This is a genomic window from Amycolatopsis sp. Poz14 (genome assembly GCF_006704225.1).
Classification (GTDB): domain Bacteria; phylum Actinomycetota; class Actinomycetes; order Mycobacteriales; family Pseudonocardiaceae; genus Amycolatopsis; species Amycolatopsis nivea.
The window spans coordinates 3318825-3345500 of record NZ_JACLHD010000001.1 but is presented as its reverse complement, the minus strand read 5'-3'; the positions used below and the strand labels follow the sequence as shown (position 1 = coordinate 3345500).

Annotated in this window: 21 protein-coding genes, 2 tRNA genes and 1 riboswitch; of the genes, 10 read left to right on the top strand and 13 right to left on the bottom strand. The window is 69.1% G+C overall.

Going from position 1 to position 26676, the window contains the following annotated elements; translation table 11 throughout:
- The first annotated feature begins 5 nt into the window (after window positions 1-5).
- The 3 genes from FKO37_RS16160 to FKO37_RS16150 all read left to right on the top strand — a co-directional run bounded on the left by FKO37_RS16160 (window position 6) and on the right by FKO37_RS16150 (window position 5893).
- Entirely contained in the window at window positions 6-245 is a 240-nt protein-coding gene (locus FKO37_RS16160) for a helix-turn-helix transcriptional regulator (protein WP_037354504.1), read from the top strand.
- A 67-nt stretch (window positions 246-312) separates the two neighbouring features.
- Window positions 313-388: riboswitch (cobalamin riboswitch) on the top strand.
- Between the two features lie 52 nt (window positions 389-440).
- Window positions 441-4046 carry a cobaltochelatase subunit CobN gene (gene cobN / locus FKO37_RS16155; protein WP_238608275.1) on the top strand — a complete coding sequence of 1202 codons (3606 nt, stop codon included), beginning with the start codon at window positions 441-443 and terminating at the stop codon, window positions 4044-4046.
- Between the two features lie 626 nt (window positions 4047-4672).
- Window positions 4673-5893: a chitinase gene (locus tag FKO37_RS16150; protein WP_238604885.1), complete on the top strand. Its 1221-nt coding sequence runs from the start codon at window positions 4673-4675 to the stop codon at window positions 5891-5893.
- Between the two features lie 70 nt (window positions 5894-5963).
- Here FKO37_RS16150 and FKO37_RS16145 read toward each other — a convergent pair whose 3' ends face one another.
- Window positions 5964-7070, bottom strand: a complete 1107-nt coding sequence (locus FKO37_RS16145; RefSeq protein ID WP_238608274.1) for a dihydrofolate reductase family protein — start codon at window positions 7068-7070, stop codon at window positions 5964-5966.
- Between the two features lie 32 nt (window positions 7071-7102).
- A complete protein-coding gene (locus tag FKO37_RS16140) occupies window positions 7103-8335 on the bottom strand; it encodes an aldehyde dehydrogenase family protein (RefSeq protein ID WP_134730406.1) in 1233 nt (410 codons plus the stop codon).
- A gap of 521 nt (window positions 8336-8856) precedes the next feature.
- Between FKO37_RS16140 and FKO37_RS16135 the strand changes: the two genes are divergently transcribed.
- Window positions 8857-9480 (top strand): Ltp family lipoprotein, encoded by a 624-nt coding sequence (locus FKO37_RS16135; RefSeq protein WP_238604884.1) that lies wholly within the window; start codon window positions 8857-8859, stop codon window positions 9478-9480.
- Window positions 9481-10052: 572 nt separating this feature from the next.
- On the opposite strand, the gene FKO37_RS16130 is transcribed toward FKO37_RS16135, so the two are convergent.
- The gene (locus FKO37_RS16130) at window positions 10053-10769 is read right to left on the bottom strand and encodes a M50 family metallopeptidase (RefSeq protein WP_037817627.1); all 717 of its coding nucleotides are present in this window, start codon (window positions 10767-10769) and stop codon (window positions 10053-10055) included.
- Between the two features lie 208 nt (window positions 10770-10977).
- Window positions 10978-11898, bottom strand: coding sequence for a DNA-3-methyladenine glycosylase (locus FKO37_RS16125; protein WP_051729374.1), 921 nt, complete (start codon window positions 11896-11898; stop codon window positions 10978-10980).
- Between the two features lie 165 nt (window positions 11899-12063).
- Between FKO37_RS16125 and FKO37_RS16120 the strand changes: the two genes are divergently transcribed.
- The 3 genes from FKO37_RS16120 (at window position 12064) to FKO37_RS16110 (ending at window position 15979) form a co-directional block, all read left to right on the top strand.
- Window positions 12064-12825: a class I SAM-dependent methyltransferase gene (locus FKO37_RS16120; protein WP_037817629.1), complete on the top strand. Its 762-nt coding sequence runs from the start codon at window positions 12064-12066 to the stop codon at window positions 12823-12825.
- Window positions 12826-12862: 37 nt separating this feature from the next.
- On the top strand, window positions 12863-14185 hold the full coding sequence (locus FKO37_RS16115) for a M20 family metallopeptidase (RefSeq protein ID WP_134662592.1): 1323 nt from the start codon (window positions 12863-12865) through the stop codon (window positions 14183-14185).
- Between the two features lie 858 nt (window positions 14186-15043).
- Window positions 15044-15979 carry a S1C family serine protease gene (locus FKO37_RS16110; RefSeq protein WP_370318186.1) on the top strand — a complete coding sequence of 312 codons (936 nt, stop codon included), beginning with the start codon at window positions 15044-15046 and terminating at the stop codon, window positions 15977-15979.
- Between the two features lie 119 nt (window positions 15980-16098).
- On the opposite strand, the gene FKO37_RS16105 is transcribed toward FKO37_RS16110, so the two are convergent.
- Together FKO37_RS16105 and FKO37_RS16100 are read right to left on the bottom strand one after the other, a co-directional pair.
- Window positions 16099-16482, bottom strand: coding sequence for a DUF3224 domain-containing protein (locus tag FKO37_RS16105; RefSeq protein WP_043839052.1), 384 nt, complete (start codon window positions 16480-16482; stop codon window positions 16099-16101).
- A 73-nt stretch (window positions 16483-16555) separates the two neighbouring features.
- On the bottom strand, window positions 16556-18094 hold the full coding sequence (locus FKO37_RS16100; RefSeq protein WP_134662594.1) for a helicase HerA-like domain-containing protein: 1539 nt from the start codon (window positions 18092-18094) through the stop codon (window positions 16556-16558).
- Between the two features lie 118 nt (window positions 18095-18212).
- Between FKO37_RS16100 and orn the strand changes: the two genes are divergently transcribed.
- The 3 genes from orn to FKO37_RS16085 all read left to right on the top strand — a co-directional run bounded on the left by orn (window position 18213) and on the right by FKO37_RS16085 (window position 19324).
- Window positions 18213-18821 carry an oligoribonuclease gene (orn, locus tag FKO37_RS16095; RefSeq protein ID WP_037817745.1) on the top strand — a complete coding sequence of 203 codons (609 nt, stop codon included), beginning with the start codon at window positions 18213-18215 and terminating at the stop codon, window positions 18819-18821.
- Between the two features lie 74 nt (window positions 18822-18895).
- Window positions 18896-18968: transfer RNA gene (locus FKO37_RS16090), tRNA-His, on the top strand.
- Window positions 18969-19251: 283 nt separating this feature from the next.
- A tRNA-Lys gene (locus tag FKO37_RS16085) sits at window positions 19252-19324 on the top strand.
- 108 nt (window positions 19325-19432) lie between these two features.
- Here the strand turns inward: FKO37_RS16085 and FKO37_RS16080 are convergent.
- The 7 genes from FKO37_RS16080 to fabG all read right to left on the bottom strand — a co-directional run bounded on the left by FKO37_RS16080 (window position 19433) and on the right by fabG (window position 26658).
- Window positions 19433-20527, bottom strand: a complete 1095-nt coding sequence (locus FKO37_RS16080; RefSeq protein ID WP_238604883.1) for a site-specific integrase — start codon at window positions 20525-20527, stop codon at window positions 19433-19435.
- 415 nt (window positions 20528-20942) lie between these two features.
- Window positions 20943-22022, bottom strand: a complete 1080-nt coding sequence (locus FKO37_RS16075) for an acyl-CoA dehydrogenase family protein (protein WP_238604882.1) — start codon at window positions 22020-22022, stop codon at window positions 20943-20945.
- Window positions 22019-23194: an acyl-CoA dehydrogenase family protein gene (locus tag FKO37_RS16070; RefSeq protein ID WP_238604881.1), complete on the bottom strand. Its 1176-nt coding sequence runs from the start codon at window positions 23192-23194 to the stop codon at window positions 22019-22021. The genes FKO37_RS16075 and FKO37_RS16070 overlap by 4 nt, the downstream gene beginning before the upstream one ends.
- Complete coding sequence (locus FKO37_RS16065) at window positions 23191-24423, bottom strand: acyl-CoA dehydrogenase family protein (RefSeq protein ID WP_238604880.1); 1233 nt, start codon at window positions 24421-24423, stop codon at window positions 23191-23193. Before FKO37_RS16065 ends, FKO37_RS16070 begins: the two co-directional genes overlap by 4 nt.
- Window positions 24423-25448 carry a phosphotransferase gene (locus FKO37_RS16060; protein WP_238604879.1) on the bottom strand — a complete coding sequence of 342 codons (1026 nt, stop codon included), beginning with the start codon at window positions 25446-25448 and terminating at the stop codon, window positions 24423-24425. The genes FKO37_RS16065 and FKO37_RS16060 overlap by 1 nt, the downstream gene beginning before the upstream one ends.
- Complete coding sequence (locus FKO37_RS16055) at window positions 25445-25897, bottom strand: MaoC family dehydratase (protein ID WP_238604878.1); 453 nt, start codon at window positions 25895-25897, stop codon at window positions 25445-25447. The genes FKO37_RS16060 and FKO37_RS16055 overlap by 4 nt, the downstream gene beginning before the upstream one ends.
- Window positions 25894-26658: a 3-oxoacyl-ACP reductase FabG gene (gene fabG / locus FKO37_RS16050; protein ID WP_238604877.1), complete on the bottom strand. Its 765-nt coding sequence runs from the start codon at window positions 26656-26658 to the stop codon at window positions 25894-25896. The genes FKO37_RS16055 and fabG overlap by 4 nt, the downstream gene beginning before the upstream one ends.
- Window positions 26659-26676 lie beyond the last annotated feature (18 nt).

Below are 26676 nucleotides of genomic sequence, written 5' to 3'. Positions count from 1 at the left end.
GCGCGGTGAGCGAGAACGTCTACAACCGCATCGCGGTGCTGCGCGCCGAACGCGGCATCTCGCGGCGGCAGCTCGCGGACGCGCTCGGCGTGCACTACCAGACCATCGGGTACCTGGAGCGCGGCGAGTACAGCCCGAGCCTGTACCTGGCGTTGCGGATCGCGGAGTTCTTCGAGGTCGCGGTGGAGGTGCTCTTCTCCACCGCGCCCTTCCCGCGGATCGGGGACGAAAGCAAGCCCGCGTGAGGGTCTGCTCACCTTGACGGCGCCGGTGCGCCCGGCGAGAGTAAGAGCGCACACGCGTCGGCACGCGGAGGAACCCGGTGGAAATCCGGGGCGGTCCCGCCACTGTGACCGGCGGCCCCGCGGCCGCCGTCAGCCAGGAACTCCCGCCGGCGTGCCCGACGACCCGGGGCGCGGACACCCCGAGTGAGGAACGCCGTGATCCTGCTGCTGTCCACTTCGGACACCGACCTGCTCAGCGCCCGGGCCAGCGGCGCGGACTACCGCCTCGGCAACCCGTCCCGGCTTCCCCTCGGCAACCTGCCCGGGCTGCTGGACGGCGTGTCGATCGTCGTCGTCCGGATCCTGGGCACGCCGCGGACCTGGCAAGAAGGCTTGGACACGCTGCGCGCGTCAGGTGCGCACGTGGTCGTGCTCGGCGGCGAGCAGACGCCGGACGCGGAGCTGATGAAGCTCTCCACCACGCCCGCCGGGATCGCCGCGCAAGCGCATCTGTACCTCGCGCAGGGCGGTCCGGAGAACCTCACGCAGCTGCACCGCTTCCTGTCCGACACGCTGCTGCTCACCGGCGAAGGCTTCGAACCGCCCGCCGAGCTGCCGTCGTGGGGCGTGCTTTCGCGGCCCGCCTCCTCGAACGACGGCCCGGTCATCGGGATCCTCTACTACCGAGCGCACCACCTGTCCGGGAACACCGGTTTCGTGCACGCGCTGGCCGACGCGGTCGAATCCGCGGGCGGCCGCGCGTTGCCGATCCACACCGCGTCCCTGCGCACGCGCGCGCCGGAGATGATGGCTGAGCTGGGCAAGGTCGACGCCCTGCTGGTCACCGTGCTCGCGGCGGGCGGCACCCGTCCGTCGGAAGCCGGGGCCGGTGGGGACGACGAATCCTGGGACGTCGCGGAAATGGCCGCGCTGGACGTGCCCGTGCTGCAAGCGTTGTGCCTGACCAGCGACCGCGAAACCTGGTCCGCCAGCGACGACGGCCTGTCCCCGCTCGACGCGGGCAACCAGATGGCGGTACCCGAATTCGACGGCCGGATCATCACCGTCCCGTTCTCCTTCAAGGAATTCGACGACGACGGCCTCCCCCGCTACATCGCCGACGCCGAACGCGCCTCCCGCGTCGCGCGCATCGCCCTCGCGCACGCCCGGCTCCGCCACACCCCGCCCGCTTCCCGGCGGATCGCCCTGATGCTGTCCGCGTACCCGACGAAGCATTCGCGCGTCGGCAACGCCGTCGGCCTCGACACCCCCGCGTCGGCGATCAAACTCCTGCGCCTCATGCGCGAACGCGGCTACGACCTCGGCCCCGAGGCTTTCCCCGGCGTCGACCCGACCGGCACCGACCAGCCGGACGGCGACGCGTTGATCCACGCCCTGATCGCCGCGGGCGGCCAGGACCCCGAATGGCTCACCGAAGAACAGCTCTCCGGCAACCCGATCCGCGTCCCCGCCGCCCGCTACCGCGCCTGGTTCGCTGCCTTGCCGGTCGAGTTGCAAGAGGCGATGGAAGAACACTGGGGCCCCGCACCGGGTTCGCTGTATGTCGACACGTCGGCAAACCCCGAGGGCGACATCGTCCTGGCGTCGCTGCAGTCCGGCAACGTCATCCTGATGATCCAGCCGCCGCGCGGATTCGGCGAGAACCCGGTCGCGATCTACCACAACCCGGACCTGCCGCCGAGCCACCATTACCTCGCCGCCTACCGCTGGTTGGAAGAGGAATTCGGCGCGCACGCCGTCGTCCACCTCGGCAAACACGGTTCGCTGGAATGGCTGCCCGGCAAGACCGCGGGCCTTTCCGCCGCCTGCGCCCCCGACGCCGTACTGGGCAATCTGCCGTTGGTGTACCCGTTCCTGATCAACGACCCCGGCGAAGGCGCGCAAGCGAAACGCCGCGCGCACGCGACGATCGTGGACCACCTGGTCCCGCCGATGGCCCGTGCCGAGTCCTACGGCGACCTGGCCCGGCTCGAGCAGTTGCTGGACGAGCACGCCAACATCGCCGCGATGGACCCGGCGAAGCTCCCGGCGATCCGCGCCCAGATCTGGACCCTCATCCAGGCCGCGAAACTCGACCACGACCTCGGCGTCGAGGAACGCCCGCACGACGCCGAGTTCGACGACTTCCTGCTGCACATCGACGGCTGGCTGTGCGAGGTCAAGGACGCCCAGATCCGCGACGGCCTGCACATCCTGGGCGAGGCCCCGGTCGGCGAGGCGCGGGTCAACCTGGTGCTGGCGATGCTCCGAGCCCAGCAAATGTGGGGCGGCAAGCAAGGCGCCGTCCCCGGCCTGCGTTCCGCATTGGGGTTGAAGGAAAACTCGGACGCCCCGCTGTCCGAAGTAGACGCTATCGAGGCGACCGCGCACGCGCTGGTTTCTTTGATGGAGACCCGCGCATGGTCCCCTTCTTCGGTTTCTTCAGTGGTGAGCGAAGTCCTGGGCACTTCTGATGACGAAGTCGCCCGCGTCCTGACCTTCGCCGCCACCGAGATCGTCCCCCGCCTGGCAGGCACCTCGTCCGAAGTGGACGCCGTCCTGCACGCCCTCGACGGCGGCTACATCCCCGCCGGCCCGAGCGGTTCCCCGTTGCGCGGCTTGGTCAACGTCCTGCCGACCGGCCGCAACTTCTACACCGTCGACCCGAAGGCCATCCCCAGCCGCCTGGCGTGGGAAACCGGCCAGGCCCTGGCGGACTCCCTGCTCCGCCGCTACCGCGAAGACACCGGCGACTGGCCGCGGTCCGTCGGCCTCTCGGTGTGGGGCACCTCCGCGATGCGCACCTCCGGCGACGACGCCGCGGAAGTCCTGGCGCTGCTGGGCATCCAGCCGGTCTGGGACGAGGCTTCCCGTCGGGTGACCGGCATCGAGCCCATCCCGCTGTCCGAACTGGGCCGCCCCCGGATCGATGTGACAGTCCGCATCAGCGGCTTCTTCCGCGATGCCTTCCCGCACGTCATCACCCTGCTGGACGACGCGGTCCGCCTGGCCGCGTCCCTGGACGAGCCCGAAGCCGACAACTACGTCCGCGCCCACGTCAACGCAGACCTGGCCGCCCACGGCGACAACCGCCGCGCCACGACCCGCATCTTCGGCTCCAAACCAGGTGCCTACGGAGCCGGCCTGCTCCCGTTGATGGACTCCGGAAACTGGCGCGACGACAAGGATTTGGCGGAGGTCTATGCGGTCTGGGGCGGCTTCGCGTACGGCCGGGATCTGGACGGCCGCCCCGCCCGCGAGGACATGGAATCGTCGTACAAACGCATTGTGGTAGCCGCGAAGAACACCGACACCCGCGAACACGACATCGCCGACTCGGACGACTATTTCCAGTACCACGGCGGAATGATCGCCACCGTCCGCGCCCTGACCGGCTCCGCCCCCGCGTCCTACGTCGGCGACTCCACCACCCCAGACGCCGTCCGCACCCGTACTTTGGGCGAAGAAACGGCCCGCGTCTTCCGCGCCCGGGTCGTCAACCCGCGCTGGCTGTCCGCGATGCGCCGCCACGGGTACAAGGGCGCCTTCGAACTCGCGGCAACCGTCGATTACCTCTTCGGCTTCGACGCCACCGCGGGCGTGGTGGGCGACTGGATGTACGAGAAGCTGTCCCAGTCGTACGTTCTGGACGAGGAAAACCAGCAGTTCCTGCGCGACGCGAACCCATGGGCGTTGCGGGGAATCATCGAACGCCTTACGGAAGCCGCGGATCGGGGTCTGTGGGAAGAGCCGGATCCGGAGTTGATGGCCCAGATGCGCGAGGTTTACCTGACGCTGGAAGGCGATCTGGAGAACGACTGAGCCTTCGCTGTGCCGGGTTGCGGGCCGATCCGCAACCCGGCGCCAACGCTTCTCCAGCCGCGACGCGGGCCCACCAGCGCTCTCCCCGCCTCAGCCGTCGCACAGCACTTTCGCCACGCCACTGGCCAGCCGTTCGACGCCCTGGGCACGCCCCGACCCACGCCTCTTCCATCGCCAGCACACGCCCTTTCGGCCGCACCCGCTAGGCCAACTGCGGCCCCAGCCGCCCACCCCCGCGAAGGTCCGCCGAACAGCCCCCTGACCCTCGCCCTACCGCCAAGCCCGCCCCGCCCAACCACGCCACCACCACAGCTCACGCCACCACTCGCCGAACCGCCCCCGCCGAGCAGCCACCGCGACCCCCGACCGGCGCCCCCGGCCCGCGCCTGCCCAGTCCAACCGCACCGTCACCGTCTCCCCCTCTCCCAGCGGACCACTCGCCCCGGCGGTCCGCGTCCTTTTGCGCGGAACCGTTGCGCCACAAGGGCTAACCCGCCGCAGCGGATTCCGGCATACCTCCCGAACCAGCCCACCGCCGGACAAGAGCAGCCGACCGCACCTTGACTTCATAATGGTCTAGTCCAATGCTTACCGCATTCATTTTCCGAATGCTCGCCGGAGGACAGATGCAGCGAAGCAGACTGGCCGCCACACTCGTCGCCGCCGCTACCGTGGCCGGGGCGGCTGCCGTCGTGGCCGCGACCGCCCACGCGCAGACCGGGGCGTCGACCGGCCTCGACAACAACTGGTACGCCGCCGCGCCGTACCTCATGCCGCAGAGCAACAACCCGCCGGACCCGGTGACCGTCATGAACGCGACCGGGCAGAAAGCGTTCCAGCTGGCCTTCATCCTCGCGCCGAAGGGCGGCGGATGCAGCCCCACCTGGGACGGCACCTCGCCGGTTTCCTCGGACACGACCGTCGGCGACGCGATCAACCGCATCCGCGGCAACGGCGGCGACGTGTCGGTTTCGGTCGGCGGCTACGGCGGCACGAAACTGGGCCAGACCTGCGGCACCGTCGACGCGACCGCCGCGGCCTACCAGCAGGTCGTCGCGAAATACAACCTGAAAGCCATCGACTTCGACCTCGAAGAACCCGAGTACGAAGACACCGCGGCCATCGCGAACGAACTCGGCGCCGCGAAGAAACTGCAGGCGGACAACCCCGGTCTCTTCGTCTCGGTGACCATGCCGGGAACCGCCGCGGGCACCGGCTGGTTCGGCACCCAACTGCTGGACCAGGCGAAGTCGATCGGCTTCTCTCCCAACAACTTCTCGATCATGCCGTTCGACGGTGGTTTCAGCGGCGGCGGCGCGGCGCAGGTGTCGGCGCTCGAGGCGTTCCACGGCTTGCTCCAAAGCCACCTGGGCTGGGACAGCGCCACCGCGTACGCGCACGAGGGTTTCTCGGGAATGAACGGGAAATCCGACAGTTCGGAATACTTCAACGTTTCCGATTTCCAGACCGTGTACGACTACGCGACGAGCCACCACCTCGGCCGGTTCACGTTCTGGGCGGTGAACCGGGACCGGCAATGCACGACGACGACCGACAACAGCGTGTGCTCGAACGTCCAGCAAAACGACTGGGACTTCACGAAGTTCACCACCCGGTTCGCCGGCGCGACCCCGCCGCAGACCACTCCACCGACGAGTCCGACCAGTCCGACCAGCAATCCTCCGGGAACCTGCTCGGCACCGGAATGGCAGAAAACGCAGGTTTACACCGGCGGTGCCGTGGTTGCGCACAACAGCCACAAATGGACTGCCAAATGGTGGACCCAGGGCGAGGAACCCGGCACGACCGGCCAGTGGGGCGTCTGGACCGACAACGGCGGCTGCTGACCGGCTAGTTTTTTTCCCGATCGGGCGCTGCGACGCGGATTCCGTGCCGCGGCGCCCGATCGTCCGGTGCTCAGGGCCGAACGCCGGGCAAGTGCGTGTTCGCCCGCCGGACTTCCGAAGCCAGCGCCGGCACTTCGATCACCCGTCGTCCGGCCGCGACAAGCCGCTCGACCCCTTCGGCCTCGACGAACAACGACGGTTCCCGCCAGGCCATCACCACTCGGGGAATCGCGGTTTCGAGGATCAGCTGCGTGCAGCTTTTGGGGTGGGACGCGCGATCGCTGCACGGTTCGAGCGAGCTGTACATGGTCGCGTCGGCGAGTCGCGGGTCGTGCGGATCGAGCTTCGCCAGCGCGGCTTCTTCCGCATGGTTACGCGGATCGCCTTCACCGGAATGCCCGGTGGCGAGCACCGTCCCGTCCGGCAGACCGACGACCGCGCCGACCCGAAACGTCGAACTCGGCGGGCATTCGTCGGCGAGCTCGATGGCCTGCCGCAACCGCAGCAGATCGAGCGACGACGGTTCGACCGCGGCGCGGTACCGCAGCACCGCGACCTCGCCGAGCCGCCGCACTTCCGTCAGTTCCAGCGGTCGCGGAAACGCACCCGGCCCGAGAAACCGCGGCGCTCGCGGGTCGCCGACCATGATCGGCGCGATCGCGAGCCGGAGTTCGTCGGCGAGCCCGGCATCGAGAAACTGCGTGTGCACCGCCCCGCCGCCCTCGACGAGCAGCGTCCGGATCCCGCGCGCGCCGAGGTCGTCCAGGATGTGCTCGAGCCGCGGCGGACTGCCGACCTCGACGACAGTCGCGACCGCACTCAAGCTGTCCGCGCTGCCTCGCGGCGCGTAGACGAGCTTCTCGGTGTCGCCGACGGTGAAGAACCGCGCCGCCGGATCGAGCTTGCCGCTGCTGGTGACCGTCACCTTGACCGGTTGCTCCGGCCGTCCCGCCGCGACCCGCTCGCGGCGGAGTTCGGCGGAGCGCACGAGGAGCCGCGGGTTGTCGGCCCGCACCGTGCCCGCGCCGACGAGGATCGCGTCGGCCTCGGCACGGAGCCGGTCGACCTCCGCGAAGTCGTCCTCGTTGGACAGGAGCAGACGGGTGGCGCCGGCGTCGTCGAGGTAGCCGTCCAGCGATTGCGCCGCGGACAGCAGGACGTGCGGCCGCCCGGTCATCGTGCCCATCCGCTCATCGCGCTCCGGCCAGGTCAGGCGGGCACTACGGCGTACTGGCGGACGTACAGGTCGGTGTAGGTCACCGGCCCGCGCGGCCCCGGCACCCGGTCGAGGTTGATGCCGGTCTCGGGCACCGCGAGCAGCTTGAAGCCGTCCAGCAGCCGGGTCGGCGCGTTCCAGAACACGCCCGTGCCGGTGTAGCCGTCGAAGAACCGCTCCGCGGCCGCCGGGTCCTCGGTCGCGATCCCCGCGGCGAGCCCGGACGTGCGCTCGTTCGCGATCTCCACCGCGTCGACGAGCCCGCCGACCTTCTCCACGGTGACCGTCGCCTCCCGCTCGGAGTCCAGCGCCCACTCGTAGCCGATCGGATGCTCGTGCGGCGCGAGCGAAGGCGTGACGCCGCGCTCGGCCAGCGCCGACTCGATCTGCGGCCACACCGTGTCGTGCACGTCCTCGTGGATCAGCAGCAGGTTCAGCCGGTTGCAGACGCCGAGCCGGTCGAGGCTCGAGAACACGAGGTCACGAACCTTGCCCGCATCCGCCGCGGCGTCGACGTACAGCACACCGCCGCCGTCAGCGTGCGCCAACGTGCGCACCCCGTGCACCGCCGCCTCAGTCGCCAGCGCGCGCGTGCTGTCGCCACTGCCGCGCAGGATGACCAGCGGTACAAGCCCAGGCAGCCGAACCAGCGCCGACGCGGCTTCCCGCTCCACGCGCGGCACCAACTGCACGACGTCCGGGTTGATCCCGGCAGCCTCGAGCGCGGGCGCGATCACGACGTCCCGCAACCGCTGCGCAGAGCCAAGCGCCGCCGACCCGGTCCGCAGCACGCCGCCGTTGCGCGACTTGACCAGCTGCGAGGCCACGTCGACCGTCACGTTCGGCCGCGCCTCGTAGTTCGCGCCGATGACGCCCACCGGACGCCGCCGTTCGACCAGCCGCAGCCCACCGTCCAGCGTGGACACGTCGACGGCCCGCTCCTGGTGCGGCGCGCCGGCCAGCAGACGCAGCTGATCGGCCATCCCGTCGAGCCGCTCGGGCGTGATGGTGAGCCGGTCGAGCAGACCAGCGCTCATCCCGTCGGCCGTAGCCTTGGCAACATCGGCCCGGTTGGCCTCAAGCACCTCGTCCCGGTGCGCGACGAGCCGCTCCGCCATCCCGACGAGCGCCGCGTCCACCGCCTCGTCCCCGGCGGCAGCCAACGACGGCGCAGCCGCCTTCGCCGCCCGCGCACACTCCTCGACGGCCTTCGCGACCTCGTCCATCGCCTGTCTCCCTCCGGCGGCTCAGCAGACGTCCAGTCTGCCGGACACCCGCCTCTGACCTGCATCGGGACCCTCATCGCGGGCCAGACGCCGGGACGCACCGACCGACCACGAGAGGCTTCCCATGAGTTCCGGAAACCTACCAAAGGCAGCGACGTGCCCAGCGAACGAGCAACCTTCTGCCGACGTGGAGCCGGGATTGCCGCCGTGGCCGTAGGCGTGGCACTGCTCGCGCCCCTGAGCCCGGGCAGCACGAAAAGCGTCCGCGACCGTTGGGCGACGAGGTCGCGATCGCCAAGGCCGGAGCACCCGCGCACAGTTCCTAAGCACGACGGTGCTGGAAACCGACAGGGCTTCCAGACCCCAAAGTCGCCCGAAAGCAACGGTGCACGACCTCCTGATCAGACCGCCGGAACAGGCACCGTTCGGCGATCAAAGCACCTGAGGTAAGTGGACATCACCGCCGTAACGAACGGAGCAGCACACACGACTACAAACCACCTCAGGCCAAGGAGCACCGCATGATCAAGGGCCTCGCCATCTTCGCCGCAGCGGCCGCAGCGACCGTCACCCTCACCGCCTGCTCCGGCGGTGAGGGTGACGCCAGCGGTCTCGGCACCAGTGGTTTGACTCCCACCTCAGCTTCGACGCCCAGCTACTCGCCGCAAGAGTCCTGCCCTCCGCTCAAAGCCGGACAGTCATGCATCAACGGGCAACTAGTCGAGTCCAGCCCCACCAGCGAGACTCCCCAGGCCCCGACGAGTTCGGCCGTCGAGACTCCGCAATCCCCTCCTCCGGTCGAGTCCAGCCCAACGAGCGAGGCACCGCAGTACCCGCCCCAGGTCGAGCAGGCCCGCGACTCCGCGCTGTCTTATCTCAACTACACCGCTTTCTCGCGAAACGGCCTGATCGATCAGCTGTCCTCCAAGTACGGCGACAGCTACCCGAAGAACGTCGCCACCCAGGCGGTGGACAGCCTGGACGTCGACTGGAACGAACAGGCAGCCAAGGCGGCGCAGTCATACCTGGACTACACCTCGTTCTCGTGCACCGGCCTGATCCAGCAACTGTCCTCGAAATACGGTGAGAAGTTCACCAGTGCCCAGGCCAAGTTCGGCGCGCACCAGACGAAGGCATGCAAATGACATCCGACGCGTGACCAACGCCGAACAGCTCCCGCACCCCTCACCGCGGCGTCGTGACTGATCACCCGCAGCGGTTGGAGATCGCAACCACCCAGGAGAGCTGGGTCAGGCGCGAACGCCACCAAGCACTCGGACGTGCAGTGTCGCGCACGCCCTGCCAAGCGCGGCGACAGCTTGCCACGGCATTGCCGACGACAGCGTGCGCCCATAACCGGCCGTTCCACCCTACCGCTTGCCACTCAACTGCTTGCCGCTCAACCAATCCGTCGGCAACCCAGCCAATGCTCAACCGATCCATGGGCCGCCCTGCCAACGCTCAACCGATCCGTGAGCCGCCCAGCCAGCGCTCAACCGATCCGTGAGCCGCCCAGCCAGCGCTCGACCAATCCGCCGCGGCCGCCCAGCCAGCGCTCGACCAATCCGCCGCGGCCGCCGTCCGCTCGCACGCGGAGCGTGCATGAACGTCGCCGCCGCACCGCCACGGGCTTCCCAGCGACCGCGCGCCGTCGCACGACGCCACCGAGCCGCCAGTCCGCGTCACCTCACCGCAACCGACAACCGCAGCGACCGCATCACAACGCCAACGGTTGCAGCAGCCACAACCCGCCCGCGATCACGCAACTCGCCGTGAGCACGCCGAACACCAGCACCCACAACACCGCGGGCACAGCGGTCAGCCGGCTCAGCTGATCGGCGTCGGAGTCCCGCGCCTGGCCACGCCGCCGCTTGAGCTGAAGCTCCACCACCGGCCGAACCCCGCCGAACAGCAGGAACCAGGTCAGCAGGTACACGAAGGGCGCCTGCACCACCTTCGGCGCGACCAAGGCCACCAGCCCGAGCACGACAGCGCTTGCCACCACCGTGAACACGCCGTAGGCATTGCGCACCATGATCAGCACGCCCAGCAGCAGCAACGCGACCAGCACGAGCACCGCGGTGATCAGGTCGGCTCCGACCAGGCTCGCGAACAGCAGTCCCAGGACCGACGGGGCGATGTATCCGGCCAAAGCGGTGAACGCCATGCCGGGCCCCTCAGGCTTGCCGCGCGACACGGTGACCCCGGAGGTGTCCGAGTGCAGCCGGATCGACCGCAGCCGCCGTCCGACTGTCACCGCGGCCAGCGCATGGCCTGCCTCGTGCACGATCGTGATGACGTTGCGGGCGAACCGCCACGGCGTCCCGCCGGCCAGCACGACCAGCAAAGCGATCGCGCCGGTGACCAACGTGATGACGCTCGGCGTGTTCGCCTGTTCCAGCGCCGCGCTGACTGTCCCAGTGCTCGCGGCCATGGCCGCACCGGAGACTTCTCCGGTGCCCGGTCGAGCACTGAGCACAGTCGAGACGGCGAGTACAGGCGTAGTCACGCGGACACCTCACCACAGGCCCTATTTGGCTGCTGTGAGTGCCCAGGCAACATCCGTCGACCGCGATTCGGTATGGGCCGCGGCCTCACTCCATGGCATCTCCCTCCTGCCGATCCGCGACTTCAAGTACCGCTCAGTCCGCGACCTCCACGGACACCTTCAGCCGATCAAACCGGAATAGATGGGCAACCCATGACCGATACGGACGCCAATCCTCAGCCAACGGCTCAAGCTCGTCCGGCGGCGTGTCGGGAGGCAACGCGTACTCCGCGCACAGAATCTGGTGGAGCTGGGTGTCCAGGCGGGGGAAGAGATCGGGATGTCCCGCGCCGTGCAGCAAGATCTGCTCGGCGGAGAACGCTCCGATGCCCGGGATCGCACACAGGCGGCTCATCGCTTCGGGGATCGGCAGCGCCAGCAACTCCTCGGTGTCCAGGCGACCGTCTACAGCTGCCCGGGCGACAGCTCGGAGGCGCGCGAGCCGGAATGGCCCCACCGACGGTTCGTCGCCCAGCTCGGCCAGAATCTGCGGCGAGGGAAAGGAAAACAGCCCGTCTTCGCCGACCTGACGGCCATGGCGCACAGTCAACTGCTCGCGAAATCGTCTCGCCTGCGGGACCCGCATTCCTTGCGTGAGCACGGCCCAGCAAGCCGCTTCGTACGGCGACGAAAACAGCACTGGGCGCGCTCCGCTGTGACGGGCGTGCAGCCGCCGGACCACCGAGTCCCGGCTTGCGGCCTCGGCGAACCCCGATTCGTCGACATCAAGCGAAAGCATCCGGCTCACCTGCGCGACCACCCGCGCGGCGACCTCCACCGGCGCCGCCACCCCGACTTCGACCGTGCCCGGGGATCTCTGCCGGATCGCGGCCCCGGCATGGGTCCAGGCCCCCTCCACCGGGAACGCCATCCGCAGCACGCCCGGTTCGGCGGCGAAGGACCCCGCCGGGCCCGCGCCGGCGAGCCACCGCGAGGCGGCGCTCAGGTCGAAGGCCCCATGCACGGCGATTTCACCGGTGGGCAGGTCGATCGGACGCAGGATCGGTGCGGTCATCAGTCAGTCCTCCTCGCTGGTCTCCGCGAGTCGGAGACCGTGCGGACGACGTTAGGAACAGCCACCGACAATGCCGGGCCTCGAACGCTTGATCGGGCAGATCTTCACTCGAACGAGTGAGCAGCTGATGCCGCATACTGCCGGTATCCCACCGAGAGGACCTCCGTGCCGCACCACAGCACCCAGCAACGGCTCACCGATCTGCTCAGCGAACCGGCCACGACAGCCGACGGTTTCTTCGACACCCTCGGCGACGCGGCCCAGGCCGGCCCGCCCACCGGGCTCACCCAGCGGCTCATGCGCACCACGCTGCTGCCGCAGGTATACGAACACTACTGGCGGCCCGTGCTCGGCCGCGTCCTCAAAGGCCCCAGCGGCCCGAGCATGGCCGACGAGGTCGCGCTGGCCTCTGAACGTCTCGGGCTACAGCCGGGCCAAGTCGTGCTCGACGTCGCATGCGGAACCGGCCGGTTCACGCGCGCGTTCGGGGACGCGGTGGGACCGGACGGACTCGCGATCGGCCTGGACGGCGCACGCAGCATGCTTTCGCGCGCGGTCGAAGAAACTGACTCGCCGAACGTGGCTTACCTCCGCGCCGACGCGGTCGAACCGCCGTTGCTTTCGTCCACTGTGGACGCTGTCTGCTGTTTCGCCGCCCTGCACATGTTCGCCGAGCCGGAACGCGCGCTCGATTCGTTCACCCGGATTCTGCGTCCCGGCGGCCGGATCGTCCTGCTCACGAGCGCCCGCCGAGACTGCCGGCTGGCCCGGATCGCCGACACCGCAGGAGGAATCGTCAGCGGGCAACGCATGTTCGACCGAGGGGAGATCGCGGCCGGCTTGCGCGCGCGTGGCTTCGACGAGGTGCGCGAGCAGTACTTCGGCGTCGCCCAACTCGTCTCCGGTCGGCTGTCCGACGTGCGGTGATCCATTTCTGTCGGGGTTCGGAGTTAGCATTCCCCGCATGACCCACGCCGCACCTGTCCCGCCGGACGACAGCCACCTCCGTTCCCTAGTCGAAGCCACCGCCGATGCCGTGGCCGCCGCCGAACCGCTCAGCTCCGACTACGCCGGGGCCGACGCGGAAACCCGTGCTGCGGTTGAAGAAGAAGTGCGTTCCCGCGCGAGCGAACTCGTCGCGCTCAGCCAGGATCTGCACGCGCATCCGGAAGAAGGGTTCGCCGAACACCGGTCAGTCGGCGCGCTCGCCGACTTGCTGCGCGCCCATGGGCACGAAGTCACCGTAGGCCTCGGCGGGCTGGACACCGCGTTGCGCACCGGAACTCCGGACAACAAGGGGCCGCACATCGCGGTTCTGTCCGAGTACGACGCACTGCCCGGATTGGGACACGGCTGCGGGCACAACGTTATTTGCACTGCCGGAGCAGGCGGATTCCTCGGTGCGGCAGCAGTGGCCGAACGACTCGGCGGACGTGTGTCCCTGGTGGGCACCCCTGCCGAGGAAGGCGGTGGCGGCAAGGAGACGCTCGCGCGAGCCGAGGTCTTCGACGATGTCGACGCGGTGATCATGCTGCACCCGTTCAGCCACGACATCGCATTGCACCCGTTCCTCGGCAGGCGGCAGCTCGAGATGGTGTTCCACGGCGTCGGCGCGCATGCTTCGGCCCAGCCGTTCATGGGGCGCAACGCGCTCGACGCGGCGGTGGCGGCCTATCAAGGAGTGTCGGCGCTGCGACAACAGCTGCCGTCGAGCGACCGGGTGCACGGCATCTTCACCGACGGCGGCGCGCGGCCGAACGTGATCCCGGCCCGGGCGGCTCTCCTGTTCTACCTCCGGTCGGCAAATCCCGACACGCTGCGCGACTTGGCCAGCCGGATGACCGCGATCGCCCACGGCGCGGCCGAAATGACGGGCTGCGGAGTGGAATTGCGCTGGGACGCGCAGCCGGCGTATCTGCCGATCCGGTTCAACACGACACTGGCCGGACGGTGGTCGGTCAATCAACAGGGCACGGGGCGGAAACCGCTGCCGCCGGGCATCGTGCCGGAGTTCCTGACGGGGAGCACGGACCTCGGGAATTTGTCTTTCCGGATGCCCGCGCTGCACCCGATGATCGCGGTGTCCGGGCCGACGGTCGCCTTGCACACCAAGGAATTCGCTGAGGCTGCTGGGTCGCCGGCGGGTGATCAGGCGGTCATCGACGGCGCGCTGGGGCTGGCTCTGACAGCCGCCGACTATCTCGCCGACGCGGCGCTGCGCAAAGCCGTGCACGACGAGTTCGAGGCATCGGGAGGGGCGTTGGACGTGCCGAGTTTCTTTGACTGACAAGTGTGGGAGTTGGTGGATGACGATGGCCGGAAGGCTGGAAAGGAGGTGCGCCGCGTCCAGCTTGCCGGGTTGCGCGGAAGCTTTGGACGGTTTGGACTGACGCATTGCTGATCGGCGGTGGTGAGCTCCGCGGGCTCATCGCTCTGGACGGCACGGCACGGCACGGCACGGCACGGCACGGCACGGCACGGCACGGCACGGCACGGCACGGCACGGCACGGCACGGCACGGCACGGCACGGCACGGCACGGCACGGCACGGCACGGCACGGCACGGCACGGCACGGCACGGCACGGCACGGCACGGCACGGCACGGCACGGCACGGCACGGCACGGCACGGACGAGGATGCACTGCCTGAGAACGACTGAGAATTCTCAGCTGATTCTTCTCAGGAAAGCCTGAGGGTTTTCCACAGGCTGCTCATAAGCACAGGCGCGAGTCTGGGTTCATGACCGAGAACGAGAGCCGGCCCGGCCCCGCTACACCCGGTGGGCACCAGCCGCACCAGAGCAGTGAGCAGTACGGCCAGTACCGGGCCGGGTCGAGTCCGTTCGTTGCGGGACAGGGACGTCCGCAGGAGGTCGGAGGCGGTCCTGTCGGGCAAGCCGGAGGGCGTGGCGAGCAGGAGACGGCCGCCAGCGCTCGGCAGGCCGGGCCGGGCAACGCGCAACTGCCCAGCGGTGCCCAGGCAGCCGGACCCGGAGCGGTCCGGGTTCCTCAGCCGGGGACTGCCGCGCAGTCTGGGCCGAACACCGCGCCGCACCCGCCAGGCACGCCGCACAACCAACCCGGCACCGCGCAGCAGCAGTTCGGAGCTCCGCACAGCCAACCCGCCGCCCCGCAACAGCCAGGCATTCCGCAAAACCAACCTGACACCCCACAGCAGCAGTCAGGCATCCCGCACTACGGCCCAATGCCACAACCCGCGCAACCGCCCGCAGCCCTGGCTGGTCCGCGGAAGCGACCCGGCCGGATGGCGGCGCTCGTCGGAGCCACGGCGCTGGCCGCGGCCCTGCTCGGCGGCGGTGCCGGTGCGGCGATCGTCGGGCTGACGGGCGGCACCAGCGCGTCCTCAAGCACCGCGTCGACCGCCGCCACTGGGCAGACCATCAGCAACACCACGGCTTCCGGGGATGTCAGCACCGTCGCCGCGAAGGTGGTGCCCAGTGTGGTTCAGGTGAACGTCACGACCGGGCGGGGCACGGCGATCGGATCGGGCGTCATCCTCACCGCGGACGGCCGGATCCTCACCAACGCGCACGTCGTGGAGGGCGCGCAGACCGTCACGGTCACCACGTCGGACGGCAAGAAGTACCAGGCCAGGGTCGTCGGTTCGGACACCAAGAGCGACATCGCGGTGTTGCAGGCCCAGGGCGCGAGCGGGCTCACCGCGGCGACGCTCGGCGATTCGAGCAAGCTCGCCGTCGGGCAGCAGGTCATCGCGATCGGGTCGCCGGGCGGGCTGCAGAACACCGTCACCACCGGCATCGTCAGCGCGCTCAACCGGCCGCTGTCCGACGTCGGGGGCGGCGACGGCGATCAGCAGAACTCGCCCTTCGGGAGGCAGACCTCGAACGTCACGTCCGGCCCCAGCTACACCGCGATCCAGACCGACGCCTCGATCAACCAGGGCAACTCGGGCGGCGCGCTCGTCGACAGCCAGGGCCAGGTGATCGGCATCAACTCCGCGCTCTACAGCCCGAACTCCTCGGCGGGCAGCGTCGGAATCGGGTTCGCCATCCCGATCAACGACGCCAAGAAGATCGTCGACCAGATCGTCAACGGCTGACCGGAACTCCGGAGGCGGACCGTGGTCGGGGCGGCCCGCCTCCGCTCCTCACTCTCGGGACGGTGAGGAAACCTGGCCGCTCTCTCCGGGAAATTCGGGGCCTGGAGAGAGCGGCTTCTTCACGCGCCCGGCAGTTCGTAGACCAGCGTGAACGTGTGCTTCCCCTCGTCGACGGCGATGTCGGCCGATCCGGAGATGCCCACCAGCTCGTCCGTGCCCGAACCGGGCAGCAAGACCAGCGACAGCCCCTCGTCGCCGGCCGTGTGCCGGAGAACGAAGCTTCCCTTCCGGCCGTCGACAGAGCCGGTGAACCGCTCGAAGGCGACATACGCGCGCGACGTCTCGTTCGACGCCGTCAGCATTTCGACCCGGCTGGTCCCCTCGACCGCCCCGGTGAACGTCTTCTCGATCAGCACCTGCGCGAACGCCGTGCCGCCGGCCTCGTCCTGCGCCTGCGGCTCCCATTTGTCCAGCTCGAACGCGGCGACGGCGGTCCTGGTCATGCTGTTGCTCCCCTGCCGGAAACTCGATCCCGCACAGTCAACCGCCGATACCTGCCATCTCCTGTCAGGTATCTCAACGCCGCCGGTTGCCGAACAGCCCGCGCGAGAACTCCCGTCCGAGCGAACTCGCCGCCGACCGCATGAACGACTTCACCGCCGGGTTGCTCAGCACCTGCGAGATCATCCCCGGCTCCTCCTTCTCCGGCTTGGGCGCGACCGGCGCCTCGGGCTCCGCGGCCGGCACCGATTCCGGGGCTGGCGTGGCTTTCGCCGCCAACTTCTCGTACGCCGACTCGCGGTCGATCGTCTCCCCGTACTTCGCGTTCAGCTCCGACGACGCGACCGCCGCGCGGATCGCGTCCGCCCCGATCGACCCCATCTTCGACCGCGGGGCGCGCAGCCGCGTCCACGCGACCGGCGTCGGCGCGCCGCGTTCGGACAGCACGGTGACGATCGCCTCGCCGATCCCCAGCGACGTCAACGCCGTCTCGAGGTCGTAGTGCGGCGACTTCGGATACGTCTTTACCGTGCGCGCCAACGCTTTCTGGTCGTCCGGTGTGAACGCGCGCAACGCGTGCTGCACCCGCGCACCGAGCTGGGACAGCACGTTGTTCGGGATGTCGGTCGGCAGCTGCGTGCAGAAGAACACGCCGACACCCTTCGACCGGATGAGCTTCACCGTCTGCTCGATCCGCTCGAGGAACGCCTTCGATGCGTCGGAGAACAGCAGGTGCGCCTCGTCGAAGAAGAACACCAGCTTCGGCTGATCGAGGTCGCCTTCCTCGGGCAGTTCTTCGAACAGCTCGGCCAGCAGCCACATCAGGAACGTCGAGAACAGCGCCGGTTTGGACTGCAGATTGTCCAGTTCCAGCAGCGTGATGACGCCCTTGCCGTCCTGCTGGCGCATCAGGTCGTGGACGTCCAGCTCGGGCTCGCCGAAGAATTCTTCGCCGCCCTGAGCCTCCAGATTGGACAGTGCGCGCAGGATGACGCCGGCCGTCGCCGCGGACACCCCGCCGATGCCCTTGAGGTCTTCCTTGCCCTCGTCGCTGGTCAGGTGCGTGATGACCGACCGCAGGTCCTTGGTGTCCAGCAGGGCGAGCCCGCGCTGGTCAGCCCAGTGGAAAATCAGGCCGAGCGTCGATTCCTGCGTCTCGTTGAGCCCGAGCACCTTCGACAGCAGCACCGGACCGAAGCTGGTGATCGTCGCGCGGACCGGGATGCCGGTGCCGCTGGTGCCGAGCGACAAGAACTGCACCGGACCCGCCTCGGGCGCCCATTCGTCGCCCAGTTCCGCGGACCGTTTCGCGGTGCGATCGTTCGCCTCGCCGGGCGCGGACAGGCCGGACAGGTCGCCCTTGACGTCGGCCAGCACGACCGGAACCCCGGCCGCCGACAGCTGTTCGGAGATCAGCTGGAGCGTCTTGGTCTTGCCGGTGCCGGTCGCGCCCGCGACCAGCCCGTGCCGGTTCAGCGTCGCCAGCGGCAGCCGGACCGCGGCCGACGCCTCCGTCTTCCCGTCGATCACCACCGCGCCCAGCTCGACGGCCGCCCCGTCGCTCACGTATCCCTGCGCGATCTCCGCCGCTGGTCCCGACGCTTGCTCGGCCACTGGCCGCACCCCGTTCCGAGTCCGAAATCACACCTCGCTGCACTGGCTGACCGAGCGTAACGCGCCGGAAGCCCAGGTGACGCCGCTGATATCCCCGTGTCGGGTTAGGGTGGTGCGGGTGAACGACCATCTTGTCTGGATCGACTGCGAGATGACGGGGCTCGACCTCGGCAAGGACGCGTTGATCGAAATAGCCGCGCTGGTGACCGACGCCGACCTGAACGTGCTGGGCGAGGGCGTCGACATCGTCATCCACGCCGACGACGCCAAGCTCGACGGCATGCCGCAGGTCGTCCACGACATGCACGCCAAGTCCGGCCTCACCGAAGAAGTCCGCGCCTCGACGACCACGCTCGCCGAGGCCGAGCAGCGCGTGCTGGAGTACATCCGCGAATGGGTGCCGGACCCGGCCAGCGCGCCGCTGGCCGGCAACTCGATCGCCACCGACCGCGGCTTCATCGCCCGCGACATGCCGGAACTCGACAACCATCTGCACTACCGGATGGTCGACGTGTCGTCGGTGAAGGAGCTCGTGCGCCGCTGGTACCCGCGGATCTACTACGCCAAGCCGGAGAAAGGCCTGGCCCACCGCGCGCTCGCGGACATCAAGGAGTCCGTCGGCGAACTCGAGTACTACCGCGCGATCGCCTTCGTCCCCCAGCCCGGCCCGACGAGCGACGAGGCCAAAGCCGCCGCCGCCGAAGTGCTGGAACGCCACCGAGGGTGACCCCCTGAAAAGCGCTCGCGGGCACCCGCTAGGATTGCTTCCAGCAAGGTGATCGCGAGATCTTTTGCCAGATGGTGGCTATAGCTCAGCTGGTAGAGCACCTGGTTGTGGTCCAGGAGGTCGCGGGTTCGAGCCCCGTTAGCCACCCGTACACCCCGGCTTCACCGAGATCTTTTTCGGAGAAGCCGGGGTTTTGTCATTTCCGGGGTACTGTGGCGAGTGCCGGTGTCGCGCAGGTCACTGGGGTCCCCCGTCCGGCCTGCCCGCTGCCGCGCCAGCCGATGCTGCCTGGGTACACGGTGGGTCACCGCCGCTGACCTGGGCTGTTGTCCCGGCGAGCCGAAAAGGGGACCCCCCTGAAACGGGGCCTGAACGCCCTGCTAATCTTTTCCACGTCGCCGAGGGAAACCACAGCGGCGGGAAGCACCAAGCGCCATTAGCTCAATTGGCAGAGCAGCTGGCTCTTAACCAGCGGGTTCGGGGTTCGAGTCCCTGATGGCGCACAACGAAAAAGCAAAGCCCACCAACGTTTTCCCCGGTTTTCGGGGTTTACCGTTGGTGGGCTTTGATCTTGTGTGCAGCCCGTGTGCAGCCGACGTGCGGTCTAGCGGTCAGCCACCGGCCGGCACCAGCCGTGCGCGCGGCGATCCGCTGCGCTGCCGCGGCAGCACGACGTGCCGGATCTTGGCTCCGCGATGGCAGCCGGCCCGGCGGACCAATGCCGCCGTCGCGTCCGCGGCCTTCTGCGCGAGGCTCGGCAGCACACTCGTGTAGGTGTCCGCAGTGAGCACGATGCTCGAATGCCCGAGCAGAGCCTGCACCACCCGCAGCTCGTTGCCCGCCGCGAGCGACAGCGTCGCCGCCCCGTGCCGCAGGTCGTGGAACCGGATCGGCGGCAAACCGGCCTCCTCGACCAACGTCCGGAACGTGCGCGACACGTAGCTCGGACTCCACGGAAGACCCCGGTCATGAGAGAAGACCCAATCGCCAGCCGGATCCCGCCGCGCCAGCCCGCGCAACAAAGCCGTGGTCCCCCGGTCCAACGCGACCATGCGACAACTGGCATCCGTCTTCGGCAGACAGACGCCGCGCCCGTCCCGCTCGACGAGCTGCCGCACCACCGACAACGTCCGCGTCCCCACGTCGACGTCGCACCACCGCAAACCGACCGCTTCGCCGCGCCGCAGCCCCAGCAGCGCCGCCACGTGGAACAGCGCGTACAACCGGTGATCACGGACATGCTCCAGAAACACCGCGGCCTGCTCCGCCGTCCACACCGCGACCGGCGGCCGCTCGCCGGTCCGGCGCCACAGCTCGACACGAGCCTGCGTCCACACCACCGCACGCGGTCGGCGCGCCGGCGGCAACTCCACCCAGCGCGCCGGATTATGCGTGATCAGACCGCGCCGGATCGCACCGTTCAACGCAGCCCGCAACACTTCGCGGATCCGCTGCAACGTGGTCGCCGACAACGGCCGCGACCGCGTCGCGCTCGCCCGCACCAACGCCGTGAACGCCGCCTGCACCTTCCCCACTCTCAACTCCGACAACGCAAGCCCGCCAACCCTCGGCTGCAGATAGTCCCGGATCAACTGCCTGTACAGCCGTCGTGTCGAGGGCCGCAACGCCATCCTGGTCGCCAGCCATACGTCCAGCCACTGCCCCACCGTCACCAACGCCCGTCCGGGATCCACGTCATCGCCCAACCAGAAACCCCGCGCACGTTCCGCGGCGACGCGCGAGGCGAACCCGCCGCGCTGCACCCGACGACGACCACCGTCTGGGCCGGCCGCCGACTCGACCGCGAAATACCACCGGCCGTGACCACGCTCGCCCAGCCGCGGACAACGCGAACCCACCGACGGCCATCAGCCGGATTGACGCACCCGCACCTCTTGAATACCCGCCCACCGGATCGCTTCGCCATGACGCCTCCATCCACAGAGACCACCGACATGTCGAGGATGCGCGCCGCAGCAACCGTTGAAATCCTTCGCCGTCGATCGCAAGGAACGGCGGGGATTGACTACCCTCAGCAGCGGGCAACCGCACCGCTTGCGCGCCGGGCAGGAGCCCGAACGGGACCCCGAGGCTCGTATGCCGCTCCGAGGCCTTTTCTGATCAAGCAGGAAGGTCGACCAGCGCCGAAAGCCGGGAGCGGTGGGCACCAGAGGTTCCGAGAGCGATCTGGTCGGACTTGGCGCGTTTGAGATAGAGATGCGCCGGATGTTCCCAAGTCATCCCGATGCCGCCGTGCAGTTGCACGGCTTCCTCCGCGGCCACCACCGCGGCGTCGCCGCAGTAGGCCTGCGCGACGACTGCCGCGACCGGCGCGTCCGGGTCGTCGGTCGCGAGTGCGACCGCGGCGTATTGGGCTGCTGCGGCAGCGGATTCGACGCTGGTGTACAGGTCGGCGAGGCGGTGTTTGACCGCTTGGAACCCTCCGACTACGCGACCGAACTGGCGGCGCATTTTGAGGTACTCGACGGTCGTCTCCAGGCACCAGCGGGCCAAGCCGACCTGCTCGGCGGCTAGCAGTCCGGCGCCGTACTCCAAGGCGTGCCGGACCGGATGGGAGCAGTCGGTGGCGGCGAGGCGGGCGGGAGCAGAATCGAGGCGGATGTCGGCGAGTTGACGGGACATGTCGAGGGAGACGACCGGTGTCACTGACGCGTCGGTGGCGGCGACCTCGTACAGCGCAGGTCCGTCGGCGATTGCCAGGAACACGTCCGCATCGAGCGCTCCGGCGACGCTGGTGACCGTGCCGGTGATCCGGTCCCCGTCCAGGCTGAGCACCGGCAGGTCGGCGTCGGGTGCGGTTGACCAGGGCACGAGCAGCGCCGCGGTGCGGGTGCCTGCTGCCAGGTCCCCGAGGAGGGCCGCATCGCTGTCGGCGAGCGCGGTGGTGGCGATGACTGAACTGGTGAGAAACGGGACCGGCGCGACTGCTCGGCCCAGTTCTTCCAGGACTACCGCTGCTTCGCGGGCCGACGCGCCGTGGCCGCCGTGTTTCTCGCTGATCAGCAGACCGGCCAGACCCAGGTCTCCGGCCAGTGCCTTCCACAGGCCCGGGACGAGCGAACGGTCGCCGTCGTACAGGGCGGTCGCTTCCGCCGGGGAGCACCGGTCCCGCAGCAGGTCCCGCACGGTCGCCCGCAGGTCCTGCTCGAGTTCGTTCGGGAGCAGGTCGAATTCGTTCATCGGGGAATGTCCTTCCACGGCACGTTTTTGTCCGCGCGGGGTTCGGCGGGCAGGCCCAGCACGCGCTCGGCGACGATGTTCCGCAGGATCTCCGAGGTGCCGCCTTCGATGGAGTTGCCCTTCGCCCGCAGGTAGCGGTATCCGGCGTCGCGGCCGGTGAAGGCCACGACTTCGGGGCGGGTCATGGTCCAGTCGGAGAAGCGCAGGCCGTCCTCGCCGAGGATTTCCAGTTCCAATCCGGACAGTTGCTGGCTCAGGCGCGCGAAGGTCAGCTTCATCGTCGAGCCTTCGGGGCCGGGCTGGCCCTGGGCGAGTTTCTGCCGCAGCCTGGTCCCGGTCAGGCGCGCGACCTCGGCTTCGACCCACAGTCGCAGCAGGCGTTCGTGCAGTTCCGGGGTCCGTCGTTCCGGGTGGTCACGCCAGGTCCGCGCGACGACGCCGATCATGCCGGCCTCCCGTTCGGAGGACTTGCCGATGGAGACCCGCTCGTTGTTCAACGTCGCGTTGGCGACCTTCCATCCTTCGCCGATCGCGCCGAGCCGCTGGCTGTCCGGGATCCGCACGTCGGTGAGGAAGACCTCGTTGAACTCGGCCTCTCCGGTGATTTGGCGCAGCGGCCGGACTTCCACGCCGGGCGCGGTCATGTCGCACAGGAAATAGGTGAGGCCGGCGTGCTTGGGCGCGTCGGGGTCGGTGCGCGCGAGGAGGATCGCGAACCGGGCCAGGTGCGCGACGGACGTCCACACTTTCTGCCCGTTGACGACCCAGCCCTCGCCGTCGCGGACGGCGCGGGTGGCGACGTTCGCCAGGTCCGAGCCCGCGCCCGGTTCGCTGAACAGCTGGCACCAGATCTCTTCGCCGGTCCACAGTGGACGCAGGTACCGGTTTTTCTGTTCGGCGGTGCCGAAGGCCGCGATGGTCGGTGCCGCCATGCCGAGGCCGATTCCGTTGGCTTCCGGGCGGTTGGTCGGCGCGCCCGCCTCAGCGAACATCCGGTCGACGTCCGGCTGCAGCGACTGCGAGAGCCCGAGACCGCCGCAGCCTTCGGGGTAGGAGACCCAGGCGAGACCGGCGTCGAAGCGTGCCCGGAGGAACTCCGGCGGGCCGGTGGCGGCCGGGTCGTGGGACGCCAGGAACTGTGCGACCCGTACGCGGAGCTGGTCGGGGGTCATCGCTGTCCTCTCTGTTCGGCTTGCCTGCGGATTTCGGCGCGGGCGAGCGAGTTCTTGTGCACCTCGTCGGGCCCGTCGGCGAACCGGAGCGTCCGGATCCCGGCGTATGCGGCGGCCAGCGGGAAGTCCTGCGACAGCCCGCCGGCGCCGTGCAGCTGGATCGCCTTGTCGAGGATCCATTGCACTGTCCGCGGGGTCGCGATTTTGATCGCCTGGATCTCGGAGTGCGCGCCCTTGTTCCCGACGGTGTCCATCAGCCAGGCCGTCTTGAGCACGAGCAGCCGCAGCTGTTCCAGCTTGACCCGGGATTCAGCGATCCAGTCCCGGATGATGCCTTGCTGCGCGAGCGGCTTGCCGAACGCAACCCGTTCCTCGGCGCGAGCGCACATCAGCTCGACGGCCCGTTCGGCGACGCCGATCGAGCGCATGCAGTGGTGGATGCGGCCGGGTCCGAGCCGGGCCTGCGCGATCGCGAACCCGTCGCCCTCGCCGGAGATCAGGTTCGCGGCGGGGACGCGGACGTCGGTGAAGGTCAGCTGGGCGTGGCCGCCGTGTTCGTGGTCGTCGTAGCCGAACACCTCCATGCCCCGTTCCACGACGAGGCCCGGGGCGTCCCGGGGAACGAGGATCATCGACTGCTGCCGGTGCCGGTCGGCGTCCGGATCCGTCTTGCCCATCACGACGAAGATCCGGCAGTTCGGGTTCATCGCGCCGGTGATCCACCATTTCCGGCCGTTGAGCACGTACTCGTCGCCGTCCCGTTCGATCCGGGTGGCGATGTTCGTGGCGTCCGAGGAAGCGACGTCCGGTTCGGTCATCGCGAACGCCGACCGGATGCGACCGTCCAGGAGCGGGGCCAGCCACTCCTGTTTCTGTTCCTCGGTGCCGAATTGGGCGAGCACCTCCATGTTGCCGGTGTCGGGTGCCGCGCAGTTGAGGGCGGCCGGAGCCAGGTGCAGGGCGCGGCCGGTGATCTCCGCCAGGGGTGCGTACTGCAGGTTGGTGAGCCCGGCGCCGTGTTCGCCCGGGAGGAACAGGTTCCACAGCTCGCGCCGCCGGGCCTCGGCGCGAAGTTCGGTGAGGACAGGCGCGGAGTCCCACGCCCAGCGGTCCCCCATCCCGGCCAGCTGTTCGGCGAAAACGGCTTCGGCCGGATATACGTGCGAGTCCATGAAGTCGAGCAGTTCGGTGCGCAGGCGCTCGGTCCGAGCGTCGAAGGCGAATTCCATCAGCGTTGCTCCTTCAGGGCCTTCAGCCCGCTTTCCAGCAGCGGCACGACAAGGTCGCCGATCCCGGCGAATCCGTCTCCGACGGTCTCACCCCGGACGTATCGGCAGTGGATGCCTTCGAGGATTCCGGCGAGTTTGAAAGACGCCAGCGCCAGGTAGCAGCCGAACCCGGAGAGATCGCGTTCGCTGCCGCGCGCGTACCGTTCGATGATCTCGTCCTCGCCGAGGAAACCGGGTGCGGTCGAGACATCCGCGATCAGATCGCTCCCGGCAGTGTCGGCGAGGCGGCCGTAGACGACCAGGAGAGCCAGGTCGGTCAGCGGGTCGCCGAGCGTCGCCATCTCCCAGTCGATCACTGCGGCCGGGCGGTCGTGGTTGTCCATGAGGACGTTGTCGAGGCGGTAGTCGCCGTGCACGATCCCGGCCGCGGACTCCGGGGGAACGCTGGCGAGGAGCCGCGCGTGGAGTTCGTCGGCGGCCGGAAGGTCGCGCGTATGGGAAGCGTCGATCTGTTTCTTCCACCGGTTCGCTTGGCGCGCCAGGAACCCTTCCGGACGGCCGAAGTCCGCGAGGCCGACCGCTGCCGGGTCAACGGCGTGCAGTGCGCCGAGCGTGTCCACGAGCGCTTCCGAGATCGTGCGGACCCGCTGCGAGGTCAACCCGGCGACATCCGCGGTGACCCGGTACGGGACGCCGTCCACTCGCTCCATGACGTAGAACGGCGCGCCAAGCACCTCGGTGTTTTCGCACAGCGCGAACGTCTTCGGCACCGGGACGTCGGTGTTCTGCAGCGCGGCCATCACGCGGTACTCGCGCGCCATGTCGTGCGCGGTGGCCAGCACGTGCCCGATCGGCGGGCGACGCACGATCCACGTGCTCGTGCCGTCACTGACCTCGTAGGTGAGGTTGGATTTGCCGCCGGCGATCAGCGTCGCGGACAGCGCGCTCCCGGCTACCGGGACCGCGGTCGGCAGCCATTGCCCGAGCCGGTGCAGGTCGAGGCCCGGCGGACTCTGCTCCGTCACTGGGTCACCACGCTGACGGTTTCGACGACACAGGCGGGCTTTCCGCCTGAATCCCGTTCGATGGTCACGCGGACGACCAGTTTCCACCCGCCGGGCCCCTCGGCGACGGAGAGCAATTCCGCACCGGCCCGGACCCGGGAACCGACCGGGACCGGTGCCGGGAAGCGGAGTTTGTCCGCGCCGTAGTTGACCGCGGCCTGAACTCCCTCGACGGTGTAGATCTGCCAGAGCAGCATCGGCACCAGGCTCAACGTCAGGTAGCCGTGCGCGATCGTCGTGCCGAACGGGCCGTCGGCGGCGCGCGCCGGATCGACGTGGATCCACTGATGGTCACCGGTCGCATCGGCGAACAGGTCGATCTGCTGCTGGGTCACCGTGTGCCACTTCGAGTAGCCGAGGTGCGTGCCGACGGCCCGTTCGAGTTCGTCGATGCCGTGGAAGACCTTCATGAAGTCGGCCCTCCGGCGACGTACAGCACTTGGCCCGATACGAATCCCGCGCCTTCGCTGGCGAAGAAGGAGACCGCGTGGGCGATGTCGGCGGGCAGCCCCGAGCGGTTCACGGGGATCTGGGCAACGACGGCCTTGCGGAAGTCCTCGAAGGACATGCCCATCCGTGCGGCGGTCGCCTCGGTCATTTCGGTTTCGATGAAGCCCGGCGCGATCGCGTTGACGGTGACGCCGAACTTCCCGAGTTCGATCGCGAGCGTCTTGGTGAACCCCTGCATGCCCGCTTTCGCCGCCGAGTAGTTCGCCTGGCCCCGGTTGCCGAGCGCGGACGTGCTGGACAGGTTGACGATCCGGCCCCAGCCTGCCTTCGTCATGAACCCCTGGACCGCACGGCTCATCAGGAACGAACCGCGCAGGTGGACGTTCAGGACCGCGTCCCAGTCGTCGGCGCTCATCTTGAAGAGCAGGTTGTCGCGGATGATTCCGGCGTTGTTCACCAGGACGGCCGGGTCGCCGAGTTCGGCCGCGACCCGGTCGACAGCCGCGGTCACCGCCGCCTCGTCGGTCACGTCGACGGCAACGGCGAGGGCACGGCCGCCGGCACCCGTCACCTCGTCGGCGACCTTCGCGCACGCGGCTTCGTCGAGATCCAGGATCGCGACCGCGAATCCGTCGGCAGCGAGCCGTTTCGCGACGCCTGCCCCGATTCCCCGGGCGGCGCCCGTCACGATGGCGGTGCGCGGTGCGTCAGCTGAAGTCATGAGAGATCACTCCGGTAG

Coding starts and splice junctions, on each gene's coding strand:
- FKO37_RS16140 (WP_134730406.1), bottom strand. CDS start 8,335: ATGGACGAGGTCGCGAAGGCCGTCGAGGAGTGTGCGCGGGCGGCGAAG.
- FKO37_RS16130 (WP_037817627.1), bottom strand. CDS start 10,769: ATGGCCGCGAGCACTGGGACAGTCAGCGCGGCGCTGGAACAGGCGAAC.
- FKO37_RS16055 (WP_238604878.1), bottom strand. CDS start 25,897: ATGAAGGTCTTCCACGGCATCGACGAACTCGAACGGGCCGTCGGCACG.
- FKO37_RS16075 (WP_238604882.1), bottom strand. CDS start 22,022: ATGAACGAATTCGACCTGCTCCCGAACGAACTCGAGCAGGACCTGCGG.
- FKO37_RS16135 (WP_238604884.1), top strand. CDS start 8,857: ATGATCAAGGGCCTCGCCATCTTCGCCGCAGCGGCCGCAGCGACCGTC.
- FKO37_RS16145 (WP_238608274.1), bottom strand. CDS start 7,070: ATGACCGGGCGGCCGCACGTCCTGCTGTCCGCGGCGCAATCGCTGGAC.
- FKO37_RS16065 (WP_238604880.1), bottom strand. CDS start 24,423: ATGGAATTCGCCTTCGACGCTCGGACCGAGCGCCTGCGCACCGAACTG.
- FKO37_RS16105 (WP_043839052.1), bottom strand. CDS start 16,482: ATGACCAGGACCGCCGTCGCCGCGTTCGAGCTGGACAAATGGGAGCCG.
- FKO37_RS16115 (WP_134662592.1), top strand. CDS start 12,863: ATGACCCACGCCGCACCTGTCCCGCCGGACGACAGCCACCTCCGTTCC.
- FKO37_RS16125 (WP_051729374.1), bottom strand. CDS start 11,898: ATGACCGCACCGATCCTGCGTCCGATCGACCTGCCCACCGGTGAAATC.
- FKO37_RS16150 (WP_238604885.1), top strand. CDS start 4,673: ATGCAGCGAAGCAGACTGGCCGCCACACTCGTCGCCGCCGCTACCGTG.
- fabG (WP_238604877.1), bottom strand. CDS start 26,658: ATGACTTCAGCTGACGCACCGCGCACCGCCATCGTGACGGGCGCCGCC.
- FKO37_RS16070 (WP_238604881.1), bottom strand. CDS start 23,194: ATGACCCCCGACCAGCTCCGCGTACGGGTCGCACAGTTCCTGGCGTCC.